General features: G+C 68.0%; 14 protein-coding genes and 3 pseudogenes. 7 read left to right on the top strand and 10 right to left on the bottom strand.

Annotated elements, in window-relative coordinates:
- Positions 1-287: 287 nt before the first annotated feature.
- Positions 288-1,004, bottom strand: a complete 717-nt coding sequence (locus tag SSQG_RS37695; RefSeq protein ID WP_106434238.1) for a hypothetical protein — start codon at positions 1,002-1,004, stop codon at positions 288-290.
- A 445-nt stretch (positions 1,005-1,449) separates the two neighbouring features.
- Between SSQG_RS37695 and SSQG_RS37690 the strand changes: the two genes are divergently transcribed.
- From SSQG_RS37690 to SSQG_RS37680, 3 genes are all read left to right on the top strand, one after another.
- The gene (locus SSQG_RS37690) at positions 1,450-1,857 is read left to right on the top strand and encodes a hypothetical protein (protein ID WP_003995269.1); all 408 of its coding nucleotides are present in this window, start codon (positions 1,450-1,452) and stop codon (positions 1,855-1,857) included.
- Positions 1,858-2,595: 738 nt separating this feature from the next.
- Positions 2,596-3,792: a M4 family metallopeptidase gene (locus SSQG_RS37685; protein WP_039934493.1), complete on the top strand. Its 1,197-nt coding sequence runs from the start codon at positions 2,596-2,598 to the stop codon at positions 3,790-3,792.
- Between the two features lie 74 nt (positions 3,793-3,866).
- A complete protein-coding gene (locus SSQG_RS37680) occupies positions 3,867-4,175 on the top strand; it encodes a protealysin inhibitor emfourin (RefSeq protein ID WP_003995267.1) in 309 nt (102 codons plus the stop codon).
- Positions 4,176-4,669: 494 nt separating this feature from the next.
- Here the strand turns inward: SSQG_RS37680 and SSQG_RS37670 are convergent, their stop codons facing one another.
- The 5 genes and pseudogenes from SSQG_RS37670 to SSQG_RS37655 form a co-directional block, all read right to left on the bottom strand.
- Positions 4,670-7,021: an ABC transporter permease gene (locus tag SSQG_RS37670; protein ID WP_039934490.1), complete on the bottom strand. Its 2,352-nt coding sequence runs from the start codon at positions 7,019-7,021 to the stop codon at positions 4,670-4,672.
- Positions 7,018-7,710, bottom strand: a complete 693-nt coding sequence (locus SSQG_RS37665) for an ABC transporter ATP-binding protein (protein WP_003995265.1) — start codon at positions 7,708-7,710, stop codon at positions 7,018-7,020. Before SSQG_RS37665 ends, SSQG_RS37670 begins: the two co-directional genes overlap by 4 nt.
- Positions 7,707-8,070 (bottom strand): annotated as a pseudogene (locus SSQG_RS37660) (PadR family transcriptional regulator). The gene SSQG_RS37665 and the pseudogene SSQG_RS37660 overlap by 4 nt, the downstream one beginning before the upstream one ends.
- A 507-nt stretch (positions 8,071-8,577) precedes the next feature.
- A pseudogene (locus tag SSQG_RS44195) lies at positions 8,578-8,685 on the bottom strand (VOC family protein); the annotation flags it as partial.
- Between the two features lie 9 nt (positions 8,686-8,694).
- The gene (locus tag SSQG_RS37655) at positions 8,695-9,585 is read right to left on the bottom strand and encodes an aminoglycoside phosphotransferase family protein (RefSeq protein WP_039935831.1); all 891 of its coding nucleotides are present in this window, start codon (positions 9,583-9,585) and stop codon (positions 8,695-8,697) included.
- Positions 9,586-9,900: 315 nt separating this feature from the next.
- Here SSQG_RS37655 and SSQG_RS37650 point away from each other — a divergent pair, with 315 nt between their 5' ends.
- Positions 9,901-10,314 (top strand): hypothetical protein, encoded by a 414-nt coding sequence (locus SSQG_RS37650; RefSeq protein WP_003995262.1) that lies wholly within the window; start codon positions 9,901-9,903, stop codon positions 10,312-10,314.
- 17 nt (positions 10,315-10,331) lie between these two features.
- Here SSQG_RS37650 and SSQG_RS37645 read toward each other — a convergent pair.
- Positions 10,332-10,765: pseudogene (locus SSQG_RS37645) on the bottom strand (transposase); the annotation flags it as partial.
- Between the two features lie 98 nt (positions 10,766-10,863).
- Here SSQG_RS37645 and SSQG_RS37640 point away from each other — a divergent pair.
- Complete coding sequence (locus SSQG_RS37640; protein WP_003995261.1) at positions 10,864-11,655, top strand: class I SAM-dependent methyltransferase; 792 nt, start codon at positions 10,864-10,866, stop codon at positions 11,653-11,655.
- A 355-nt stretch (positions 11,656-12,010) separates the two neighbouring features.
- Here the strand turns inward: SSQG_RS37640 and SSQG_RS37635 are convergent, their stop codons facing one another.
- Together SSQG_RS37635 and SSQG_RS37630 are read right to left on the bottom strand one after the other, a co-directional pair.
- On the bottom strand, positions 12,011-12,343 hold the full coding sequence (locus SSQG_RS37635; protein ID WP_003995259.1) for a hypothetical protein: 333 nt from the start codon (positions 12,341-12,343) through the stop codon (positions 12,011-12,013).
- Between the two features lie 551 nt (positions 12,344-12,894).
- A complete protein-coding gene (locus tag SSQG_RS37630; protein WP_003995258.1) occupies positions 12,895-14,340 on the bottom strand; it encodes an FAD-binding oxidoreductase in 1,446 nt (481 codons plus the stop codon).
- A 1,076-nt stretch (positions 14,341-15,416) separates the two neighbouring features.
- Between SSQG_RS37630 and SSQG_RS37625 the strand changes: the two genes are divergently transcribed.
- On the top strand, positions 15,417-16,568 hold the full coding sequence (locus SSQG_RS37625) for a S1 family peptidase (RefSeq protein WP_003995257.1): 1,152 nt from the start codon (positions 15,417-15,419) through the stop codon (positions 16,566-16,568).
- A 425-nt stretch (positions 16,569-16,993) separates the two neighbouring features.
- Here the strand turns inward: SSQG_RS37625 and SSQG_RS37620 are convergent, their stop codons facing one another.
- Positions 16,994-18,409: an NAD-binding protein gene (locus SSQG_RS37620; RefSeq protein WP_003995255.1), complete on the bottom strand. Its 1,416-nt coding sequence runs from the start codon at positions 18,407-18,409 to the stop codon at positions 16,994-16,996.
- Between the two features lie 342 nt (positions 18,410-18,751).
- Between SSQG_RS37620 and SSQG_RS37615 the strand changes: the two genes are divergently transcribed.
- Positions 18,752-19,891, top strand: coding sequence for a PP2C family protein-serine/threonine phosphatase (locus SSQG_RS37615; protein ID WP_039934489.1), 1,140 nt, complete (start codon positions 18,752-18,754; stop codon positions 19,889-19,891).
- The last annotated feature ends 47 nt before the right edge of the window (positions 19,892-19,938 follow it).

Genomic DNA, 19,938 nt, shown 5'->3' with positions numbered 1-19,938 from the left:
CACGAAGATGACCACGTAGGCAGAATCTGGAGCCCTTCCTGTGATGGGCATCGGCGAGGGCGGCCGCCGCAGGAAACTCCCTGCATGGACGAGGAAGCGAAGGATGAGCAGGTAGGAGACGGCCCGGCGATACGTTTGGCCCGCCGCCCGCAGGGGCCGGCCCGCCTGCATCGCCGCCTTGGGAAGGTGCAGAAGGTGCCGGCTATGCGCAACCCGCTGCCCGACGGGAGCGGACACCTCCAGGGCCGGAGTTCGGCTGCGCCGAGGGCGAGCTGTGACGCGGGGTTTCAGTGTGAGTGCTCGCCTGCTGCCAGCTCCCCTTCCTCGAGGTAGAACTCCCGTCCCGTGACGAGCCGCAGGTCGCTTCCGGCCGGCCCGTCTCCGACGAAGTCCGCCGCGACCTGGTCGCCCTCTCGCAGTCTGTCGTCCGGGCCGTCGGGCCTTGCGGCGATCGCGAGGGCCGGCCCTTTCCGCAGCACTTCGTCGGTGAGCTCGGCACGTGAGGCACCGGGGGCCTGCCGCATCGCAACGATGTGGTCGAAGTCAGGGGGCATGGTGACGAGGTGCGCGAGGAATTGCTCGTCACCCTTGCCGAAGGCCAGGTAGGTCAGGTCCGTGGGGCGGACGGCGTGGTGGTCGAACCGCCGGAAGTGAACGACGTTCCGCACCTCGACGGTCACCGGGTCCAGGAGTTTTGTTCCGCCGCGTTCGAAGTGGCCGCGGAACAGGGTGCCGGTGAACGACGTGCGCGCGGGTTGCCCGTCTGTGCCGACGAGCTCGGTCAGGACGAAGCGTTCGGGTCTCAGCGTGTAGACGGCTGTCCCGGTCGTCCGCCGGTCGTCGGCGTACACCTGCTGCGCGTCGCCCGCATCGTTGGTGAAGGCGGCCTCCAGCAGGACCTGGAAGTCGTGGGGTCGCATGAACATGGGCAGGTGAGAGAGGTACGCCGTCTCCTCCCCCACCACCAGCATTCCGTGGGTGGCTTTTGGATCAGCGGCCGCCATGTTTCTCACCTCCGTTCGAAGCCCCCGCCTTCGGTCAAGGCGTCCGGGCTTCTCAAGGACTACCTCGATTTTTTCACACCGTCTGAAAGGCCGCACACGGCATCACAGGGAGCGGGAGCGTCTCGGCCCAGGAGTCCGGTCGCAGCCGGACGTGTAGCCCATCGGGGCGGAATCGCATCGCGGGCAGAGCCAGCCGGACGTGAAGGGAACGCTCCGTACGGTAACCAGGGCTCATGACGTCTCCCCTGAGGGGCCCGAGTCGACGTTCTGGTGTCGCGCCGGGAATTCCTCTCCGGGCACAAGAGGGACGGGCGGCAGCGGAAAGGACCTCGACGACGACATCCACCGGACACGCCCAGAAGGGCCTGGTTCCTTTTTTCCTCATCCACGACGCCCGGACCACGTCCGGACGTTTTCTCCAGACGCATCATCAGAAGGACAAAGCATGGCGATTTGCATTCATCACATTACGCTGCGCCCTGAGGCGGACGAGAAGGCGTTCAATCGGTTCGTCTCCGAAGAACTTCTTCCTGCTGCGCGAACGTTCACGGCCCGTAGGGCGGGGCTGCATGACGATCGCCATGTGATCGTCAAGGACCACACCGAAGAGCGAACCTACTTGTGGATTATCGAGTGGACTCTTCAAGGAGGCGAGAGCTCTGATTCCTTCATCGTGGCCGTCGGGCCACGATTGAAATCGAAGCTCGATGCCTTCGCTGTACATACTTTCAAGCTCTACGCCGTCGTGGCGCGGTCCAGCCATGAATCCATCATGACACCGACCCTCGACGTCCCCGATGAACTCACCGACCCCGATGGCTGGCTCGGCGAAGACAGCTGGAACGTCGTGTGAGCATTCCGCCGGACAGGTGCCGCTGACATCGCAGTCGTGTGTGGTCTTCGGCTTCATGACGTGAGGGCCGTCCTCTGCGTGGAGTACCGGCAGCGGCGTGATGGCGCTCTGACCGGCGGACCGTGCCGCGGGCGCCGCTCCGCCTGGTCTGCGCGCCTTCTGCTCCGCGCCCTGACGCGGGGGGATGGTCATGGGCACGCGTCTGGTGGTTCGCTGCGACGGCCCGGAAATTTCGCCGACCAGCCGGGCAAGACCAGCGCGTGTACTACCACAGGGCCGAGAACCTCGACTGGGTTCCCGGCGGGAACGAATTCCTGGCGGCGCCCGCCACGGAACGGTGGGGCAGGGAATCTGCTTATCGGCCGCCTCGAACTGGACCGGTAGGTGAGCGGTCAACAGTTGTGCCGGTTGAACCCCTCTTTCTGCCTGACCTCTGAACGCCGGCAACAGGGGCTACCCCGTCCTAGTTCGTACGGCGGGTCGGCCAGCGATGGCAGAGCTGACGGCCGGTCTGGAAACGAGCGGGGGGCGCGAATTGACTGTTGGGCGTGTTGTTTGAAGGCGCAAATTTGAGGCCGTTCCGCACCAGGGAGACGCAATGTGGCGTCGAGCCCGGAACGTGCAATGATGGGCATGTGAGACATCTCACACCATGACGCTGCGATGGAGACCGCGTGCGGGGTGGGGCGCCGCTCGCGCAGCGAGGAACAGACTCCCCCTGGATCACGGAGTACCGCGATGACCAGCGAATTTCGACACCACTGCATAACCCCTCCGTATCTGCTCGAAAGATTGCTGAAGGATGTTGACAGCGAGGTCCGCCAGGCCGCGCTGAACACCATGCTCACCACGGCCCACCTGCGGGGCGAGCGAGCGGTCCGAACAGCCTTCCCCGGTGTCGCCACTCCCGGCAACGCTCGTAGGACGATCTACGACTGCCGGAACACCACGTCTTTGCCCTTCGCGGTTCTGGCGCGGTCCGAGGACGGGCCGGAGTCGGCCGACGTCTCCGTCAACCGGGCATTCGACATGCTCGGCAAGACACGGGATTTCTTCCAGCGGGTGTTCGCCCGGAACTCGATCGACGGTCACGGGATGCGTCTGGACGGATACGTCCACTACGGCTACGAGTTCGCCAATGCCTTCTGGGACGGGCGCCAAATGGTGTTCGGTGACGGGGACGGTCGCGTCTTCTCCGACCTCACGGGCTCGCTTTCCGTGATCGCCCATGAACTGGGGCACGGGGTCACCGAGCACACCACGGGGCTCGTGTATCACAACCAGTCCGGAGCGCTGAACGAGTCCATGTCGGACGTGTTCGGGGCGATGGTCGAGCAGTGGACGCTGGGTCAGACTGCCGGGCAGGCAGACTGGCTGATCGGCCGTGAGGTCTTCACGCCTCAGATCGAGGCCGACGCGCTGCGGTCGATGAAGGCTCCCGGGCATGCGTGGAACACCGAACGGTTCGGCAAGGACCCCCAGCCGGACCACATGTCCAAGTACGTCAACATGCCGGACACCTACGAGGGAGACTGGGGTGCGGTGCACTACAACTCCGGCATTCCGAACAAGGCGTTCTACCTGACGGCGGCGACCATCGGCGGATACTCGTGGGAGGCACCCGGACTCATCTGGTACGAGGCTCTCAAGGCGTCCAACAGCGAGACCCGGTTCCAGGAGTTCGCGGACACCACGTACCGGAAGGCCGGAGAGCTGTACGAGGTCGGCAGCGCCGAACAGATGGCAGTGCTGGGGGCGTGGCAGGAGGTCGGTATCTCGATCACCGGGGTCTCGGCCGGGCTCGCAAGGGCTCGCACTCGCACAGTCGGCCAGAACGGGGACGCGACCGCGGCAGTCAGGGCGCTGACGGCCCAGGTTCAGGAGCTGAGCCGGGACGTGGCCGCGCTCAAGGGACGCGTGACGGCCGGCGGCTGACGTCGAGGTGCCCGGCGGCCGACACCGCCCACCTTTGCGGGAACAGCGCAAGCGGCGGACGGCTGAGAGGTGCCATGAGGGTCACTTTGGCGACGCACGGCGGGCTGGCGGCACCGGTCCTCGCAGGCCTCCCGCCGGACGTTGTGGACACCCACGCCCTGCCCGAGAGTGCTGCGGCCGAGTTGTCCCGGCTGGTGGCCGCGGCGACTGAGGCGGCCGCGGGAGCCCCGGAGCCCCGCAGGCGCGCACCGGATGCCATGAGCTACTCGATCACGGTCGAGGAGGACGGCCACTCGTGCGTTCTCGTCCAGTCGGACACGGACATGTCCCCGGAGTTCGCGGCGCTGCTGCGGTGGCTCAAGGAGCATGCCGCGCGGGAGTGAGAGAGGAATCGAGGCACGCCGCCGTCCGCCGCGGACGGCGGCGTGCCGACGCGGCTGTCCGGGTGAGCTGTTGGCGGCAGCACCGCGGTGGCGCCGGCCTCGGCGCCCCGGACACGGGCCACTCCCAGGTGATCTGGCCGTGAATCCTCGCCCGCGGCGGGAAGAGCGGGGCTCCCTCCGCCGTGTACCGGACGACCTCGATCTGCGGCGCCCTGCCCCTCATGACGGTTCCGTCCGCCCGTATGCCCATGACGGGAGCGTTGGGGATCGGAGCCCGGGACGGCACCACGGGGATGTCGCCCATCTGCGCGGGAGGCATCGTTGCCTGTGTGCCGTTCGTGAACCGCCGGGTGGCGACCCGGATGGCTTCCGCGGCCTCCAGGCAGTGGCGCCCGTCGCAGTAGGCGAGGTAGCCCCTGAGGTAGATGCTGAAGCCGACCGCGGGGTGGGCTCCTCCTGACAGCAGGAGCCCACCTCGCGGGCTATGTAAGGAGTTACTCCGTGCGCAGGCCCGCTGGACGCATCATCCGCAGCAGCGGTGGCAGGCTGAGCAGCGTGACCACGCCGACCACGGCCGCGCCCACACCGGTCATGGTCAGGACGCTCGCCCAGTCCATGGCCACCGGCGTACGGGTCATCCTCAGCAGCACCGAGCCGAGGGTGACACCCACCGTTGTGGCCAGTACGAGGCCGAGTCCGACCGGAAGGGCCGTCTGCCACAGCACCGACAGGCTGAGCGTGCGGCGCCGGGTGCCGAAGGCGACCAGCGCGGAGAGCAGCTTCTTGCGTTCGCGCAGCTGTTCCAGCTGGGAGACCAGCAGGCTCGCGCCGATCAGTGCCAGCACGAAGGCGGAGCCGACGAACAGGCCGGTGCGGATGGAGGCGTACTTGGCGTCCTCCTCGGTCGCCGACCAGGCGAAGGTCTGTGCCAAGGGGTCGATGCGGGCGGCGACGTTGCGTACGTACTCCCGGGAGTCCGGCACCGAGGGGTCCAGACGCAGGTAGACACCGTCCGAGATCACAGCGGGCGCGGCCTCGCGGGGCAGGGCGGCGGGGGTGACCAGCAGGCTGGTGTACTCCTGCAGTGAGTCCTTGCGCGCGTTCACCTCTCGAATGTTCGCCGGTACGGTCCAGGGCACCTCGAGGCCGCGATCGGGGCCGTCGTACGACGGGTCGATGTAGAGCTGCCGACCGGGCTTCACCAGGGCGATCTCGGACGCGTTGCTGGGGTCCTCGTAGCCGCTCCGCGTTCGCGTGATGAACACGTCACCGTCCTTACAGGAGGGCAATGTGGCGAGTTCGCGCAGGGCGGCGCAGTTGGCCACAGTCAGGCCGTTGCTGTTCTCCGGGTTGCGACGTGAGTCCCCGTACTGGGAGCTGGCCAGGGCCACTGCGGCCCGGACACCCTTGGTGCCGGTGAACTCGCGCTCGATGCCGGACAGTTGCTTGGGACCGCTGAAGTCGACCTCCATCTGGACCCGGCTGGTGTCCTGACCGGTGCTCTCGGTGTACTGGCTCTGCGTTCCCGTGAAGAGCATCTGCAGCGCGATGGCCCCGGCCACCGCCACGGCGATGCCGTTGACCATGCGGGCGGCGGTGCCGCTGCTCAGCTGCAGCCGTCGCACGGCCAGTTGCCAGGACAGCGGGCCCTTGCCGAGCCGGACGACGACCGCCTCCACGACCCAGGGCAGCAGGGCGGTGATGCCGATCAGCAACATCAGGACGCCGCCGATGACGAGGTACTGGTTGAAGTCTCCGTTTTCGTGGCCTTGGCCGATCATCGGGTAGAGCATCGCGAGGCCGGCCGGAGGGGGCAGCAGCCGCCACCACAGTCGGCGGCGGCGTTGCTTGGCCGCGCGCACCACGCCGAGGGGTTCGATGACCACGCCGCGCATCGCGAGCAGCGTGACCAGCACCGCGGCGACCGGTACCGCCACCGCGACCAGCACGGCAAGGGCGGGAGTGGGGTCGAGGTAGCTGGGCCAGACGCTCACGCCCAGCAACTCGCCGGTGCCGAGCTTCTGGCGGCCGAGCAGGAAGAAGCCGGTGCCCACGGCCAGGCCGAGCAGGGCTCCGGCCAGCGCCTCGCCCGCCGCGATCCGCCGGGTCATCCCCCGGTCGGAGCCGACCAGGCGCAGCGCGGCGAGGCGGCGGTCGCGGCGTTCGCCGCCGAAGCGGACGGCGGCGGCGATGAACACGGCGACCGGAGTCAGCAGCACCACGAACACGACCAGGACCATGAGCAGCAGCACCGGGTCGGTCTTCTCGGGCGCCACATCCGCGTCCGGTCTGCCGAACTTGGTCAGCCGCGTCACCAGGGAGGCGTCCACGATCTTCATCCCCGAGGCGCCCGCGTAGTAGACCAGTTCGTGGGAGCCGATCAGTCCGCTCTCGCCGATCGTTCCGGTGATTTTGTACGGCAGGCGCTCCCGCAGCAGTTTCGCGTCGTCCGACTCCAGCAGGTCCTTGAGTGCGGGGGAGACCACCATCTCGCCCTTGCCCGGGAAGCGCTCGACCCCCGGGGGCAACGGCGCCCGCCTGCCCTCGGGTTCGACGAGCCGGCCCAGGATGTCGTCGTCGTGCCAGGTGGTGTCGGCGGCGGCGATCAGGAGAGTGTTGTCGGCCTTGGGCGGGGCCTCCTGGGAGTACAGGTTGGCGTGGCGAGCGTCCTCCACCTTGCTGCGGGAGGAGAACACGGTGGGCATCGCGGTGCACAACAGGAGCAGGGCCACGCCGAGGCCGACGCCGACCGCTGTCAACGTCACTCGGCCCCAGCCCTCGCGGCCGCCGGTGACGGCGAACCGGGCTCCCATGGCCAGGTCTCTGCACCACTGGCTCGGACTCATACGGCGCGCTCCATGTCCCGGGACTTGCCGTCGCGTACGACGATCTCCCGGTCGGCGTAGGCGGCCACCCGTGTCTCGTGGGTGACGAGGACGACGGCGGCGTTGGTGGAGCGGGACGCGTCGGTGAGCAGTTCCATCACGCGCTCGCCGTTGTAGGAGTCGAGCGCGCCGGTCGGTTCGTCGGCGAACAGCACCCGGGGGCCAGTGACCAGCGCGCGTGCCACGGCGACGCGCTGGCCCTGGCCACCGGAGACCTCGCCGGGCCGCTTGCCCTTCAGGTCGTGGACCTCCAGGCGTTCCATCCAGCCGAGCGCCGTCCGCTCGGCTTCCTTGCGGGGGGTGCCGTTCAGCCTGAGCGGCAGGGCGACGTTCTCCACACAGGTCAGTTCCGGCACGAGTTGCCCGAACTGGAACACGAAGCCGAACTCGGAGCGGCGTAACGTGCTGCGCTGGGCGTCGCTCATCGTCGTCACCTCGCGCCCGTTGTAGGTGATCGACCCGGAGTCGGGTGGCAGGATGCCCGCGAGGCAGTGCAGCAGCGTCGACTTGCCGGAGCCGGAGGGGCCCATGATGGCGACGACCTCGCCGGGGTGGATGGAGAACTCGGCGCCGTCGAGGGCGTGGGTGTGCCCGTAGGTCTTGCGCAGGTCCTGTGCGGTGAGCAGAGAGTCAGGAGGAGAAGTGGTCATTGGGCTACAGCCTCACGGAGTTTGTCGAGTCGGGCGGCGGTCAGCTCCAGCCAGCGCAGGTCCGCCTCCAGGTGGAAGAGGGCGTGGTCGCAGATCAGCTGGTCCGCCAGATCGTCCTTGCGCCTGCGGTCGATGCCGGCGTCGGTGATCGCGTAGCGCTTGCGCTCCGGGCCGCCGCCGGCCTCGATCCCGTCGACCTCGACCAGGCCGTTCTTCAGCAGCCGGGACATCGTCGAGTAGACCTGGCCGTAGTGCAACGGCCGGTCGTGACCGAACGCCTCGTCGAAGGCCCGCTTCAGGTCGTAACCGAGTCGCGGGCCGGACTCCAGGAGCCCTAAAAGGGGTGTGACCGATGGACATGCCCCCGCACTCTACACACCGTGTATACGCGACATGTATACACCGAGTGTTTAGCTCATGGCGGGGGGTGCTGCAGTGCAGGTGAGGGGGCCGGGAATCCCGATCATCACGATTCGGAGACAGGCGGTGGGGCGGGCTTGAACGCCCGTACGCCCGGGCGGCTTCGTACAAGAGCCGATCCACCGGGGCCGGCAGCACCGAGAAAGTCATCATGGGCGACCGTGCGCTCGGGAACACCGCCGGCAACGCTCCCGGCGACCTGGGTCCCGGATGTGCACGCACGAACGCGGCGACGCAGAAGGGCGGTAGACGGTAGCCGTTGTGCGCCGGGCACTTCCCAAGAGGAGAAGGGCAGCGGGAGCAGAGCGGCGCAATGCAGGATCCCGGCGTCGCCGACGGTCCTCCATGAAGACGGCGGCGGAGGAACACGAAAATCGGCTCACCCTCATCCCTCAGCGGCATTTCCCCTCTGGTCACCTGTTCCGGACAGCCATACCTCACTGAGCCTCAGCGCAGTTGCTCGGCCAGTCCGACGATGACGCCCTCTGGGCCTCGGAGGTAGCAGAGCAGATAGCTGTCCGTGAACCGGGCGATCACGCCGACGAGTTCACGACCGGGGCGACATCACTCCACCGACTCCAGAATGCGGTCGAGTGTCCGGCGCCCCATTCTGCTCATCGTCGGATTACTATCGACGTAATACCAGACAACACCCATCGCCTGTTCGAACGCCCACGCCTTGCCGCGCTCCCACTCCAGATCGTCACAGGCCAGTGTCCGCCGCAGCACCTTCCGCGGGCCTGACTCCAGCAGGTGCCAAGCACTGACCAGATCCAAAGCGGGGTCGGCCGGGCCGAAGCCGCCGGTGTCGAGTACGCCTCTGAGCCGGTCTCCCGCGACCAGTACATTGCCGGGAATCAGGTCACCATGGCTCATCACGTCGGCACCCGTGCGTGGCAACTCCCGAAAGTGGCTCCACACCTGGCGCAACCGGGACACGTTGAGCAGCCCCTTGCTCTCCTCGAAGCACTTCGCCATCCAGTCGTCGTGGTGAGCGAGAACGCCGCCACGATTGTCGCCGCTGAAAAGCCGCCCCCGCGTCTCAGCATCCCGGAGGGCTGCGATGAAGGCCGCAAGGTCCTCGGCAAAGGCGTCCGACCCACTCGGGTCGGCATCAAAGGCGATCGTTCCCGGCAGCCATGTCTGGACCGACCACGGCATGGGGTAACCCGCTCCAGGCTTTCCCAAGGCGACGGGTTCCGGGGCCGGGAACGGAGACACCTGCGCCAGCTCCGCGCTCGCCTGGGCTTCCTGTTCCAGAACCGCCAGCGCCTCGGCAGCATCGGCCATACGCAGTGGGAAACGCGCTGAGAGGTCGTTCCCGATACGGAAGATGGCGTTGACCGTCCCGGTCGACGCCAAGGGTTGGATCGCCTTGCCGCTCCACTGAGGGAACTGTTGTTGGATCAAGGTCGCAACGATTTCTGTGGTCACGTCCACTTGGCCATCGTGCATGGTCTTCACGCAGGCCCTTCCACTAGAACGATCCGAAACGCCGGGAGCGGACCAGATCAACTGAGACGACAGCCAGTATTCATAGGCCAGGGTCCGGATCAACTGAGATTTTCGTCCGCCCAGCCGCTGCTACTCAACTTGATTGGGTGATGTCGGGTGGCGTGGGTCGGCGGTCACCGGCGCCGGTGACCGCCGACCCACATGGCGACCCTCGGTGTGCATACTGTGACCGGCAGAGGGGCCGTCGTCCGACCGAACGGCGATGGGCGGGGCCGATAGGCCACGGGCCGGGCCGGACGATCAGGGAGACCAGTGATGGATGTCAAGGAAAGCTGGCACCGCTACGGGCTTCGCCCCGTCGGCGCGGACCTCGACGAGATCCGTGCACTCCTCAGAGAGCACACGGCGCGTGAGCGACGCGCCCAGGGCGAGGGCGACACTGAGCTGATGAGGCTCTGCTGCTTCCAGCTGTTCAACAGCGGCGACCTCGACGACGTGCTCCTGATCTGGAGTGCGAAGCAAGCCAGCTTCGACGCAGCGTGCTCGATCGACATCGAATTCCTGCTTGGGCACGGGCTCGACGCGACGAAGGCCCACCTCTCGGCCAACCGTGCACCTGCTGCGGCGGCGGCGCTGGATCGACTGCGCGAGCTCGAGGCGGCCGGTGAATTCGAGAGCTTCTCAGTGGAGGAGCGCTCCGCCTCCTACGACCGGTACTACGTCGACTAACGAATCTGCAGCGCCGCTCAGTCGTCCGTGATGGGGCCGGTGCTCGCAAGGCAGCTGTCGACCAAATCCGGGCGATACTGGATCTGCTTGAGCCTGCACTTCACGGCCCAGGTGATCTGGCCCAGGTCGGCTGCGGCGAAGTTGCCAAGGTCGCGCTTGACCAGCGACCAGATGCCCTCCTCGGGTTCAGGTCCGGCGCGTAGGTGGGCAGATGGAACACAGTGAGCCAGGCGGCATTCGCGGCGATGAACTCCCGCATCCCGGCGGTCAGATGGAGGCGGACGTTGTCCCAGACCAGCACGATCGGTCCGCCGAGCTGGATGCGGGCACGCACCAAGAGGTCGCGGAGGTCCCGCCAGCCGAAGCCCTTCGGCTCGCCCTTGCGCCCTCGGTACTCGCGGATGGCGTAGATCAGCCGGGACCGCTCGCCCGGCTTGTAGCAGGTCATACCCCTAATTTCGTTGAGCCCGCACCCTGCAATCGTGTTGGCTAGCGGCACTGGACTGTCAGTACCGCAGGTGTCCGCTTGGCTGTAGCAGGGAGTTAAACGTGCAGGACATTGTTGTCGACCCGGTTGCCCACAATCGGGCAGCCTGGGACAGGTATGTCCAAGAGGGCAACGAGTGGTCGAGGCCGGTGAGTACTGAGGATGTCGAGCGCGCCCGCATGGGCGACTGGTCGATTGTTCTCATCGGGCGTGAGCCAGTCGACCGCTCCTGGCTGCCGACAGACCTGACGGGCAAGGACGTGTTGTGCCTGGCCTCCGGCGGCGGCCAGCAGGGTCCGATCCTCGCCGCCGCAGGGGCGCGGGTCACCGTATTCGACAACTCACCCCGCCAGCTCGGCCAGGACCAGATGGTGGCGGCACGCGACGGACTCGAGCTGCGCACCGTCCTAGGCGACATGCGCGACCTCAGCGCCTTCGGCGACGCAACATTCGACGTCGTATTCCATCCGGTCTCTAACCAATTCGTACCAGACTTGGCAGCGGTATGGCGTGAGTGCTTCCGTGCCCTGCGACCGGGCGGAACTCTGCTCGTGGGCTTCCTCAACCCTGATGCGTACTTGTTCGACCACGAGGCGCTCGACGAGCGCGGCGAACTGATCGTCGTGCACAAGTTGCCCTACAGCGATGTCACGCAGTACTCCGCCGAGGAACGCGCCACGAAGTTCGGCGCGGATGCCGCTCTTGAATACAGCCACACCCTCACCGACCAGATCGGCGGGCAACTCGCCGCGGGGTTCGTCCTCACCGGCTTCGCGGAAGCGCCGCACCAATCCAACGCATCCGCTCAATACATGTCGAACTATTTTGCGACCTTGGCGGTCAAGCCGGGCTGACCAAGCCGAGCCGCAGGTCGGCCGAGACGGCTGTGTCTCCAAATGGCCAGTGGAGCGCTGCGCCATCCCGCCCCCTCCACTGACTTCGCTGAGCCCTCTTCAGAGGGTGAGTTCCCCGTCCGAGTGGACGGAGTGGACATGGCAGTCCCTGCGATGCCAGGCCGCCCCGCGTCCGACCGCCCGCTGCCGGCGGGAAGCTCAAGCTCGACACCAGCGCTTCCGGGGCATTTCCGGGCCAGGGTCCCGCTAAGGCACTCGCCGCATCGTCATCGTCCGTCGCCTCTGCCCGTCATCGCGAACAGCCCCAGGCGCGCTGAGCTCGGGACGGTTCGTCGGAACCAGGAGTGGCAGACGGTCAGGCTATGGCCGTGCCGCTGCCGCAGTAGCGGACTGAGCCTCGCGGGCCGTCCTTGAGGCAGGCGTCGATGTACACCTTGGTTCCGTCAGCGATATTCGGGAGATAGTTGTATTCGCAGCCATCCCCCGCTCCGGTCGCGTCCTCGACTTCCTGGACAAACCAGTTGCCGTCTCTGTCCTGCCACGAGACGTTCGCGTAGGCGCGGAGTCCGTCCGCCTGCTTGTCACAAGCCCCCAGGACCTCGGGGTTGTCTTGGTCGTGACCATTGAAGTCACCCCAGAAAATGCCGGTCGCTCCGATGCCGCCTGAATCCGTTGTGGCGACGGACACCGTTGTGCTGGGGTCCGCCGCAGCAGTGGCCGAACCAGCCCCCACCAGTAGGACTGCCGCAGCGACGGCACAAACAGGAGAAACGCGTCGGAAAATCACTAGTCCTCCAGAAGTCTGAGAGAAGAACCAACACACTGCGGCTCGTCGCCCCGGGACGTTGCGCGCTTCGACGGCCCGAAACGGCTTGCCGTCCGTGCTTCGGCGGCAACGGCTCGGTCGGTGCCCACAGTTCGTCGAATCCGGTGATGGGCGCGTTCTCATACGCCCCGAACGGCCGATTCCTCGTATCTCACTCGCCTGGTCTTCATGTTGCTCAGGCTTCCAGACAGGCAAGGCGGACGTCATGAGCACCGAGTCCACAGTTCACTTAGCACAGAGTCCACTGCGACCGGGCCCTCGATCAATGCCCGTCCGCCGGCCGGGCTCTCGGCGATGACTTGCATCGAGCCCAAGTCTGGCCAGTGGCCGCAGCCCTTCCCGGCCACAGGTATGCGATGACGCGAGAGCGGCGCTGCGGATCACGCCCATACGGACCGAAGTGGACGAAGCGGTTACGTCCTGGTGAGTCCCTGCGGGAAGTCGAACACCCCGTCGGGATCGTAGTCGTGGGCAACGGAACGCAGGCGTTGCAGATTCGGGCCGTAGTAAGCCTGCGCCCAGTCCGGCAGGGCCGGGTCGATGTAGTTGACGTAACCGCCCCCAAGACCCAGGGAGGCCAGCCCTGCCACGACATCGCGGACAGTGCGCGTCACTTCGGCCTCGGATGCCGCTGTGGCGCTCGCGTAGATCTGCGCGGTGGCGAACGCCTTGCGGTGCGGAAACGCGGTCTGCTGGACGCCCACGTCCGCTACTGCGCCACCGAGCGGGTCGAGGATGATCGACACGCCTGGGCGCCCGACGAGCAGGCCGGCGACGGCGTCCGGGGAAGAGGCCTGCTCGCTCAGGATCCGTGACGAGGCGACGAAGGACTGCCGCTCGGGACTCCCGGAGAAGAAGCGCATGGCACTGAAGTACTCCCGATCCTGGACCGTCCGACGGTTGGGCAGGACGCCGGAACGTGAGATCAGGTCGTCCAGCAGGGGGTTGCAGGAACTGCTGGGCCCGACGAAGCAGCCGGCCACCCGGCAACTCGGCACGTCTCCACCCGTCATGTTGCAGTTCGCCCACAGCTCGCGGGGTGCGGCTGAGATCCATGACTGCCACGCGCTCAGCACCTCGGGTACCTTCCCCGGCGGGAAGCCGACCACGAACACCGTCAGTGCCGGAGCCGGATCGGTGGCGAACGTGAACTGCGTGACGATCCCGAAGTTGCCACCGCCTCCTCCGCGCAAGGCCCAGAACAGGTCCGGGGTCCGAGCGGCGGAAACCGTAAGGGTTCTTCCGTCGGCGGTGACCATCTCAGCGCCCACGAGGTGATCACAGGTGAGCCCGAACCTGCGCTGCAGCACACCGATTCCACCGCCCAGGGTCACTCCCGCGACACCGACGGTGAAGCAGGACCCCGCGGGCAGGCAGCGGTTCGCCTGAGCGACACCGCCGTAGACATCCCGCAACGGCGCCCCCGCCCCCACGGTTGCAACGCCGTCCGACTGGACCTCCACGGCCGACATGCGCCGCAGGTCAAGGGCGAGACCACCGTGCGGCGCCGAGTAACCGACATAGGAGTGGCCACCACTGCGAGCGGCCAGAGGAACGCGGCTCGCGGCTGCCCGCACCGCCTCGCTGACGTCGGACGTCGACTCGCACTGCGCCACCGCGACGGGTACGTGATCGTCATTGAGGGGGTTGAACACTTTCCGGGCGTCCTCGAAGCCTGGATCTCCCGGCCGCAGCAGCGCTCCACGCATCCGCTGGCGCAGGCGGTCCCAGTCCACCTTCGCCCCGCGGTGGCCAGGGGCCCGCGGTGGTGCGGCGGCGCTGGAAGCGGCGTGCGCTGCCCTACCTTCGGTACCGACGGTGGGCGCATGGAACAACCGATTCCGCGCCATGGTCACCATCTCCTCCGACACACTTCAAGTAAGCGGCTAGGAGTCTGATTTATGGCGATATGATCACGCTAACACGCAGCGGATGCTGGCTCCAGTTGAGCACGGAGAGGGGCTGTGCTTGAGCGTTCAACGCATCTGGTCTGCCAACCGGGCCGGCCGCACCCTGCTCCCCGCGCACAGCGCCACACGCTGACCTAATGTGACTATATCAATACAGCAAGTGAGTAAATTGAGTGGGAGCTACCACAGCAAAGGGGGGCATCAATGAGCGCATGTCGTCGTAGGGCTCGGCACGCCAAGCGGCGCCTCGCTCTGCCTCTCGTGAGTGTGCCTGCCAGACTGCCCAACCCTCACCGTCGGCAGTTCGGGCAGCTGCGTCACCCGGCTCCGGCAAGACCTCAACCGCGTGAGCTCACTCCTGCCCGTCGACGGCAGGTTCGGCCCTCAGGCACGAATAGAAGCCGCGCTACAAGGGCGACCCGACCGGTGTACGGAATTCGCGCGAGAACGCTGGGGCTGAGGTGGCCGCGATGCCTGCCAACTCCCCCGCCTTGACGTTCTGTTCAAGCTGGCGCTCGATGTGCTCCATAGCCTGATTCAGCAAACAGCATCAACGGCGCCCGGCCCCGGGAGTGCAGATTGGTCCCAGCGTCCCGCACCGACGAGTTACGAGTTGTACGCGCAATGCAGGGACGGCGAGTTGGGTGCGGCGTGCGGCGGCGATGGGTCCCTCCTTGCGCCGTTCCGGCCAGGCAGTGCACGGGCTGCTTCCACGTCTAGGGGTCGTCCTGGGAGCAGCCCGTCTCTCGCCACAGCAGCCGCGCGCAGTCCACGGTCACACGTAGCGCGACGGCGCCATCCAACTCACCTTCGCCCTCACCAGAGTTACCGCACCGGCCGTCGTCGCCCGCACCATCGCAGCCGTGGTTCCGGGCAAGGGCACTGACACCGCCCCACCGCACACGGCGGGAAAGTGGCGTAGACCTTTTCATGACCACGGGCTAGGCTCTGCCGCGCGTATCCCGAGAGCGCTCTCAAGCTCTGCTGTTCCACCCCATCCTGCTGGAACAACGAAAGGGCATCCCTTGAGACGCACCACCGCCCTACGTACCGGACTGTCCGCACTGCTCCTGCTCGGCACCTGGGCGACTGCGAGCGCCCTGCCGGCCTCCGCCGCGGACGCTCCCGCACGCTCGACCGACGCACCGGCCTCCCCCGAGCTCCTCTCCGCGATGCAGCGCGACCTGGGGCTGACCCGGGGCCGGGCCGAAGCACGCCTGGCCGCGGAGAAGGCCGCAACAGTCACCGAACGCAAAGCGCGCAGCGCAGCCGGCATGGCCTACGGCGGCTCCTGGTTCGACGCCGACACCGGCAAACTCACCGTCGCCGTCACCCGCGCAGCGAACGCTGACGCCGTACGCGCGACCGGAGCGACCGTACGCCTCGTGCGGTACGACGCGCGGCAACTCGACGCGGCGAAGAAGAGCATTGACGCGCTGTCCGCGCCCGCGGGAGTCGGCAGTTGGCACGTGGATCCGAAGGCCAACAACGTCGTCGTGAACGTCGTCGCCGAGCACCGGAACGACAACGTTGTCCGGGCCTTCGTCGCCCGAGCCCGCCAGGCCGGTCCCGTGACGGTGCGACAGACCCGCGCCACACCGCGTACCTTCACCGCCGGCACCGTGGGCGGCGACCCCTACTACACCGGCAACGTCCGCTGCTCCATAGGCTTCTCCGTGCACGGCGGCTTCGTCACTGCCGGACACTGCGGATCGCCGAGCGCGGCCGCGTACGGCTGGGACCGGTCCTACATCGGCAATTTCCAGGGATCGTCGTTCCCGGGCGACGACTACGCCTGGGTGAACGTGGGCAGCGGCTGGTGGACCGTACCGGTGGTGCTCGGCTGGGGCACGGTCCCCGACCAACTCGTCCGCGGGTCGGCCGAAGCCCCGGTGGGAGCCTCCGTCTGCCGTTCCGGCTCCACCACTCACTGGCACTGCGGCACCGTGCTGGCAAAGAACGAGACGGTGAACTACAGCCAAGGCGCCGTCCATCAGATGACCAAGACGAGCGTCTGCGCCGAACCCGGTGACTCCGGAGGCTCCTTCATCAGCGGTGACCAGGCCCAGGGCGTCACCTCAGGCGGCTGGGGCAACTGCAGCAGTGGTGGCCAGACGTGGCACCAGCCCGTCAACGAGATCCTCAACCGGTACGGGCTGACACTGCATACGGCCTGACCTCCCATCAGCGCGGCCGAGCGGGCTCCGTCACGGTACGGACGGCGGAGGCCGCTCGGACTTCACCTCCTGCGCACCTCCGGGCCCGAGGTCGGTGGCTGCATGGGCATCGCTGATCGCCGAGGCGAGTTCCGGCAGGTTCCCGTGGACGGAGTGCGTCCACGGCCCTGCGGTGGAGGCGTGGGGCAGCGGTAGGTCGACCGGGGAGTTGCCGTCGGCGAGACGGAAGACGATGAAGTTGCCGGAGCCGACCCATTCGCTCTGCAGGAACTCGACGTTGTCGATCGCGCGGGCGCCGAGGGCGATGAAGTCGAGGCCGCGAGGCTTGCCGTCGTCCTTGAGCCGGCCCGGGGGCAGCGGCGACGGGAATGACCGGTGGGTGGGTGCGTGTGACCTGCCCTGTCGGCATCGTCCTCCGGGCAGGGTCAGTCCGGGGACAGCTGCCGTTCCCGTTCGGTGTCCCAGGCGGCGAGGTCCACGACTCGGTCGCCCGGGAAGAGCGCGCACGTCCGGTCGTCGGCCACAAAGACGCTGAGCGGGGCGGCGTCGAGCACTGACAGGGCCACGGACGTGGCGACGATGTGCGTGACGTCGCAGACGGCACCGATACGGAACAGCGACCGCGACTCCGTGGTGACCTCGTCTCCTCCGGCCCGCAGGACGATGCGCTGGTCGGCGGCGACCGCGCGGGTGGTGACCGCGACCGCGATGTTCTCCAGTCCGTCGGAGGCGACGGCCGCCAGCGCGCGGGCCCGCCGGACACAGAGGCGTTCGAGCAGGAAGCGGTCGCCGCCACGTCCCAGGACGACGGGGATGCCGAGGGCGCGGGCCAGGGGCAGACAGGGCGCGTGCGGATTGCGCTCCACGGCGACGACGCGCAGCCCGAGGCGGCGCAACTGGGCCGACAGACGCAGGCCCACCTGCCCCAGCCCGACCACGACGACATGGCCCCGGCGCGGGATCGAGCGGGCTCCCAGGATGGTCGTCATGCGGTGCCCGGTGAATCGGTCGACCACACTGGCGGTGAAGACGGCCGCCAGGACCAGGGCGAGGAGCATGGAGGCGGCAGAGAAGATCTTGTACCACCCGGGTCCGTGCTCGGCGGCCGGTGAGGAGCCGATCGTCGTGAGCGTACGGGCGGCGTGCCAGGTGGCATCGGTCCAGTGCTCGTGCAGTACGAGGACCCCCAGGGTGACATCCAGGGCGAGGACCGTGAGCAGGGCGGCGAAGCTCGCGACGAGTGCCCTGGCCGAGGCGCCGAGAGAGCGGAACCAGGCGGGGAAGGTGCCGCGTGGTCGGGAGCGCCCGCCGGCGGTGAGGGCTCGCCTGGGGACCCGCTCGACGACGGCGGTCCGGCCTTCGCGGCGGACCCCGACCACATCGTCGCCGGCCGGCAGGAGCATGGCGTACCGCGGTGCGAGACAGCTGGCGAGGAGGCTGGGCACGATGACGTCGGTCGTACTCAGCACCGTGCAGTTCGGGACCGTCCGGGAGACCTCGTCCGCGACCGTGCGGTCGAAGATGGTCACGACCAGGCGGACGCCGGGCTTGAGATGCTCGGCCAGCAGGGCGTAGCGCAGGGCGACGATGTCGTCCCGGGAGACGATGACGATGCCGTCGGCCGGCTCGCGCAGACGCCTGCGCAGGGCGTCGTCGTCGGGGCGGCTCAGGCGGTCCGCGGTGCTGCCCCAACGGCTGATGCGCGCGGCGGTCGTGCCGCCCAGGGCCTCGTCGTCCTCGATGACGACGACGTGCTGCCCTGGTGCCGGCGCCGGGGCGGCAGCTGTGGCGAGGGCTGGGGCGTGCGGGTGGGTGTCGTCGTGCGGTGTCCGTGGACTCAACCCTTGGGCCTTTCTACAGCTGGCGGGGCCCGGAGTACCCCGTGATCGGCGATGATCGGCAAGGGCGCGGCGGATGGCCTGGTCGAGGCGTGCGCAGGGGTGGGGCACGGTCGAGGGTGGGTGCCGAAGCGGTCTTTTTTGTACCACTCCCCCACGCGGGGCCGACTCGTCCGGCTGTCTGAAGTCCCCCGGCCGGATTCGTACGTCTGTCGAAAGGACCTTCCGCCGCCCTGGCGCCGCCCCGGCCGGCAGACCGGCGTCCCCGGCCCTGGCCGACACGAAAGGCCGGTGTGCCCGACGGCCTGTAGAACGGAGAGAGCACCACCTGCCCGGGAGTTCCCCATGACCGGTACCCACCTCCTCCGCACCCGCCGGAGAAGGCCTGCTCACGCCCCTCAGGCCATCGAGCCACCGGGGAACGCCGAGCTGATCGTCAGCGTGCTGGCGGTGACGGTCCTGGTCGAGCTCCTCGGCGCGCTGTCCCGGTCCCCGGTGTGGCTCCTCGGGCTGCTGGTCTTCCTGCCGGGCACGGCGTCGGCCCTGTGCACGGTCCGGCAGACGGGGTTCGTCTCCGCGTGGGCCACGCTCGTCGTCACTCTCACCCTGCTGCTCCGCCACAACGAGGGGGGCGGATGGCTCGACAGGACGCTGCTGGTGCTGTTCACCCTCGCGCTGGGGACGACCTCGGTCTACGCCTGCCAGCGACGCATCAGGCGCGAGGACGAGATGCTCCGCCTGCGCTCCACCGCCGCGGCCATGCAACGGCACATCCTGCGTCCCCTCCCCCTGGTCACCGAGGACGTTCTGGTCAACGGTGTCTACGAACCCGTGCAGGAGGATCGCCTCGTCGGCGGCGACATCTACGACGTCGTAGCCTCTCCCTTCGGGACACGGGTGCTGATCGGGGACGTACAGGGCAAGGGGCTGGCCGCCGTGGGGGCGGCGTTCGCCGTGATCGGGGCCTTCCGCGAGGCGGCGCACCGCGAGCCCACGCTCACGGCTCTCGTCGACGCCCTGGACACCGCGGTCGTCCGCCACAACTCCTACGCCGAACAGACCGGCGACGACGAACGGTTCGTCACGGCGCTCATCATCGGTGTCGGCGACGGTCCCGAGGCGCAGCTCGTCAACTGCGGGCACGTTCCGCCCTGGTTGCTGCACGACGCCGAAGTGACCACACCGGCGCTGGACTCCGGTGTGCCGCTCGGTCTCGCCGGGCTGGCCGCCGAGCCCACGACCGTGAACTGGTTCGACTTCCCGGCCGGTTCGACGCTGCTGCTGGGCACGGACGGACTCACCGAGACCCGCGCGCCCGACGGCACGTTCTATCCGGTCGAGGAGCGTCTGACGAGCCACCTGAGGGTCTCCCCCGCCAAGCTGCCCCGGGCCCTGTTCGAAGACGCCCGCGCCTTCACCGACCACGACAGCCGCCACGACGACTTCGCGGTCCTGACCGTCCGCCGCTCCCCGCACCTCCCCTGAGCACCGAGCCGTCACCGCGTGCTGCCGGTCGAGGCTCCGGCGCTGAG

The sequence above is a fragment of the Streptomyces viridochromogenes DSM 40736 genome (genome assembly GCF_000158955.1).
In the GTDB taxonomy this organism is placed as follows: Bacteria; Actinomycetota; Actinomycetes; order Streptomycetales; family Streptomycetaceae; genus Streptomyces; species Streptomyces venetus.
This window is presented reverse-complemented; position numbering and strand designations above follow the sequence as displayed.

What these genes read in the sequence shown, in the direction of transcription:
- SSQG_RS37615 (WP_039934489.1), top strand. Translation starts at nt 18,752, where the DNA reads ATGACCGGTACCCACCTCCTCCGCACCCGCCGGAGAAGGCCTGCTCAC.
- SSQG_RS37685 (WP_039934493.1), top strand. Translation starts at nt 2,596, where the DNA reads ATGACCAGCGAATTTCGACACCACTGCATAACCCCTCCGTATCTGCTC.
- SSQG_RS37690 (WP_003995269.1), top strand. Translation starts at nt 1,450, where the DNA reads ATGGCGATTTGCATTCATCACATTACGCTGCGCCCTGAGGCGGACGAG.
- SSQG_RS37695 (WP_106434238.1), bottom strand. Translation starts at nt 1,004, where the DNA reads ATGGCGGCCGCTGATCCAAAAGCCACCCACGGAATGCTGGTGGTGGGG.
- SSQG_RS37655 (WP_039935831.1), bottom strand. Translation starts at nt 9,585, where the DNA reads ATGCACGATGGCCAAGTGGACGTGACCACAGAAATCGTTGCGACCTTG.
- SSQG_RS37665 (WP_003995265.1), bottom strand. Translation starts at nt 7,710, where the DNA reads ATGACCACTTCTCCTCCTGACTCTCTGCTCACCGCACAGGACCTGCGC.
- SSQG_RS37650 (WP_003995262.1), top strand. Translation starts at nt 9,901, where the DNA reads ATGGATGTCAAGGAAAGCTGGCACCGCTACGGGCTTCGCCCCGTCGGC.
- SSQG_RS37630 (WP_003995258.1), bottom strand. Translation starts at nt 14,340, where the DNA reads ATGGTGACCATGGCGCGGAATCGGTTGTTCCATGCGCCCACCGTCGGT.
- SSQG_RS37680 (WP_003995267.1), top strand. Translation starts at nt 3,867, where the DNA reads ATGAGGGTCACTTTGGCGACGCACGGCGGGCTGGCGGCACCGGTCCTC.
- SSQG_RS37670 (WP_039934490.1), bottom strand. Translation starts at nt 7,021, where the DNA reads ATGAGTCCGAGCCAGTGGTGCAGAGACCTGGCCATGGGAGCCCGGTTC.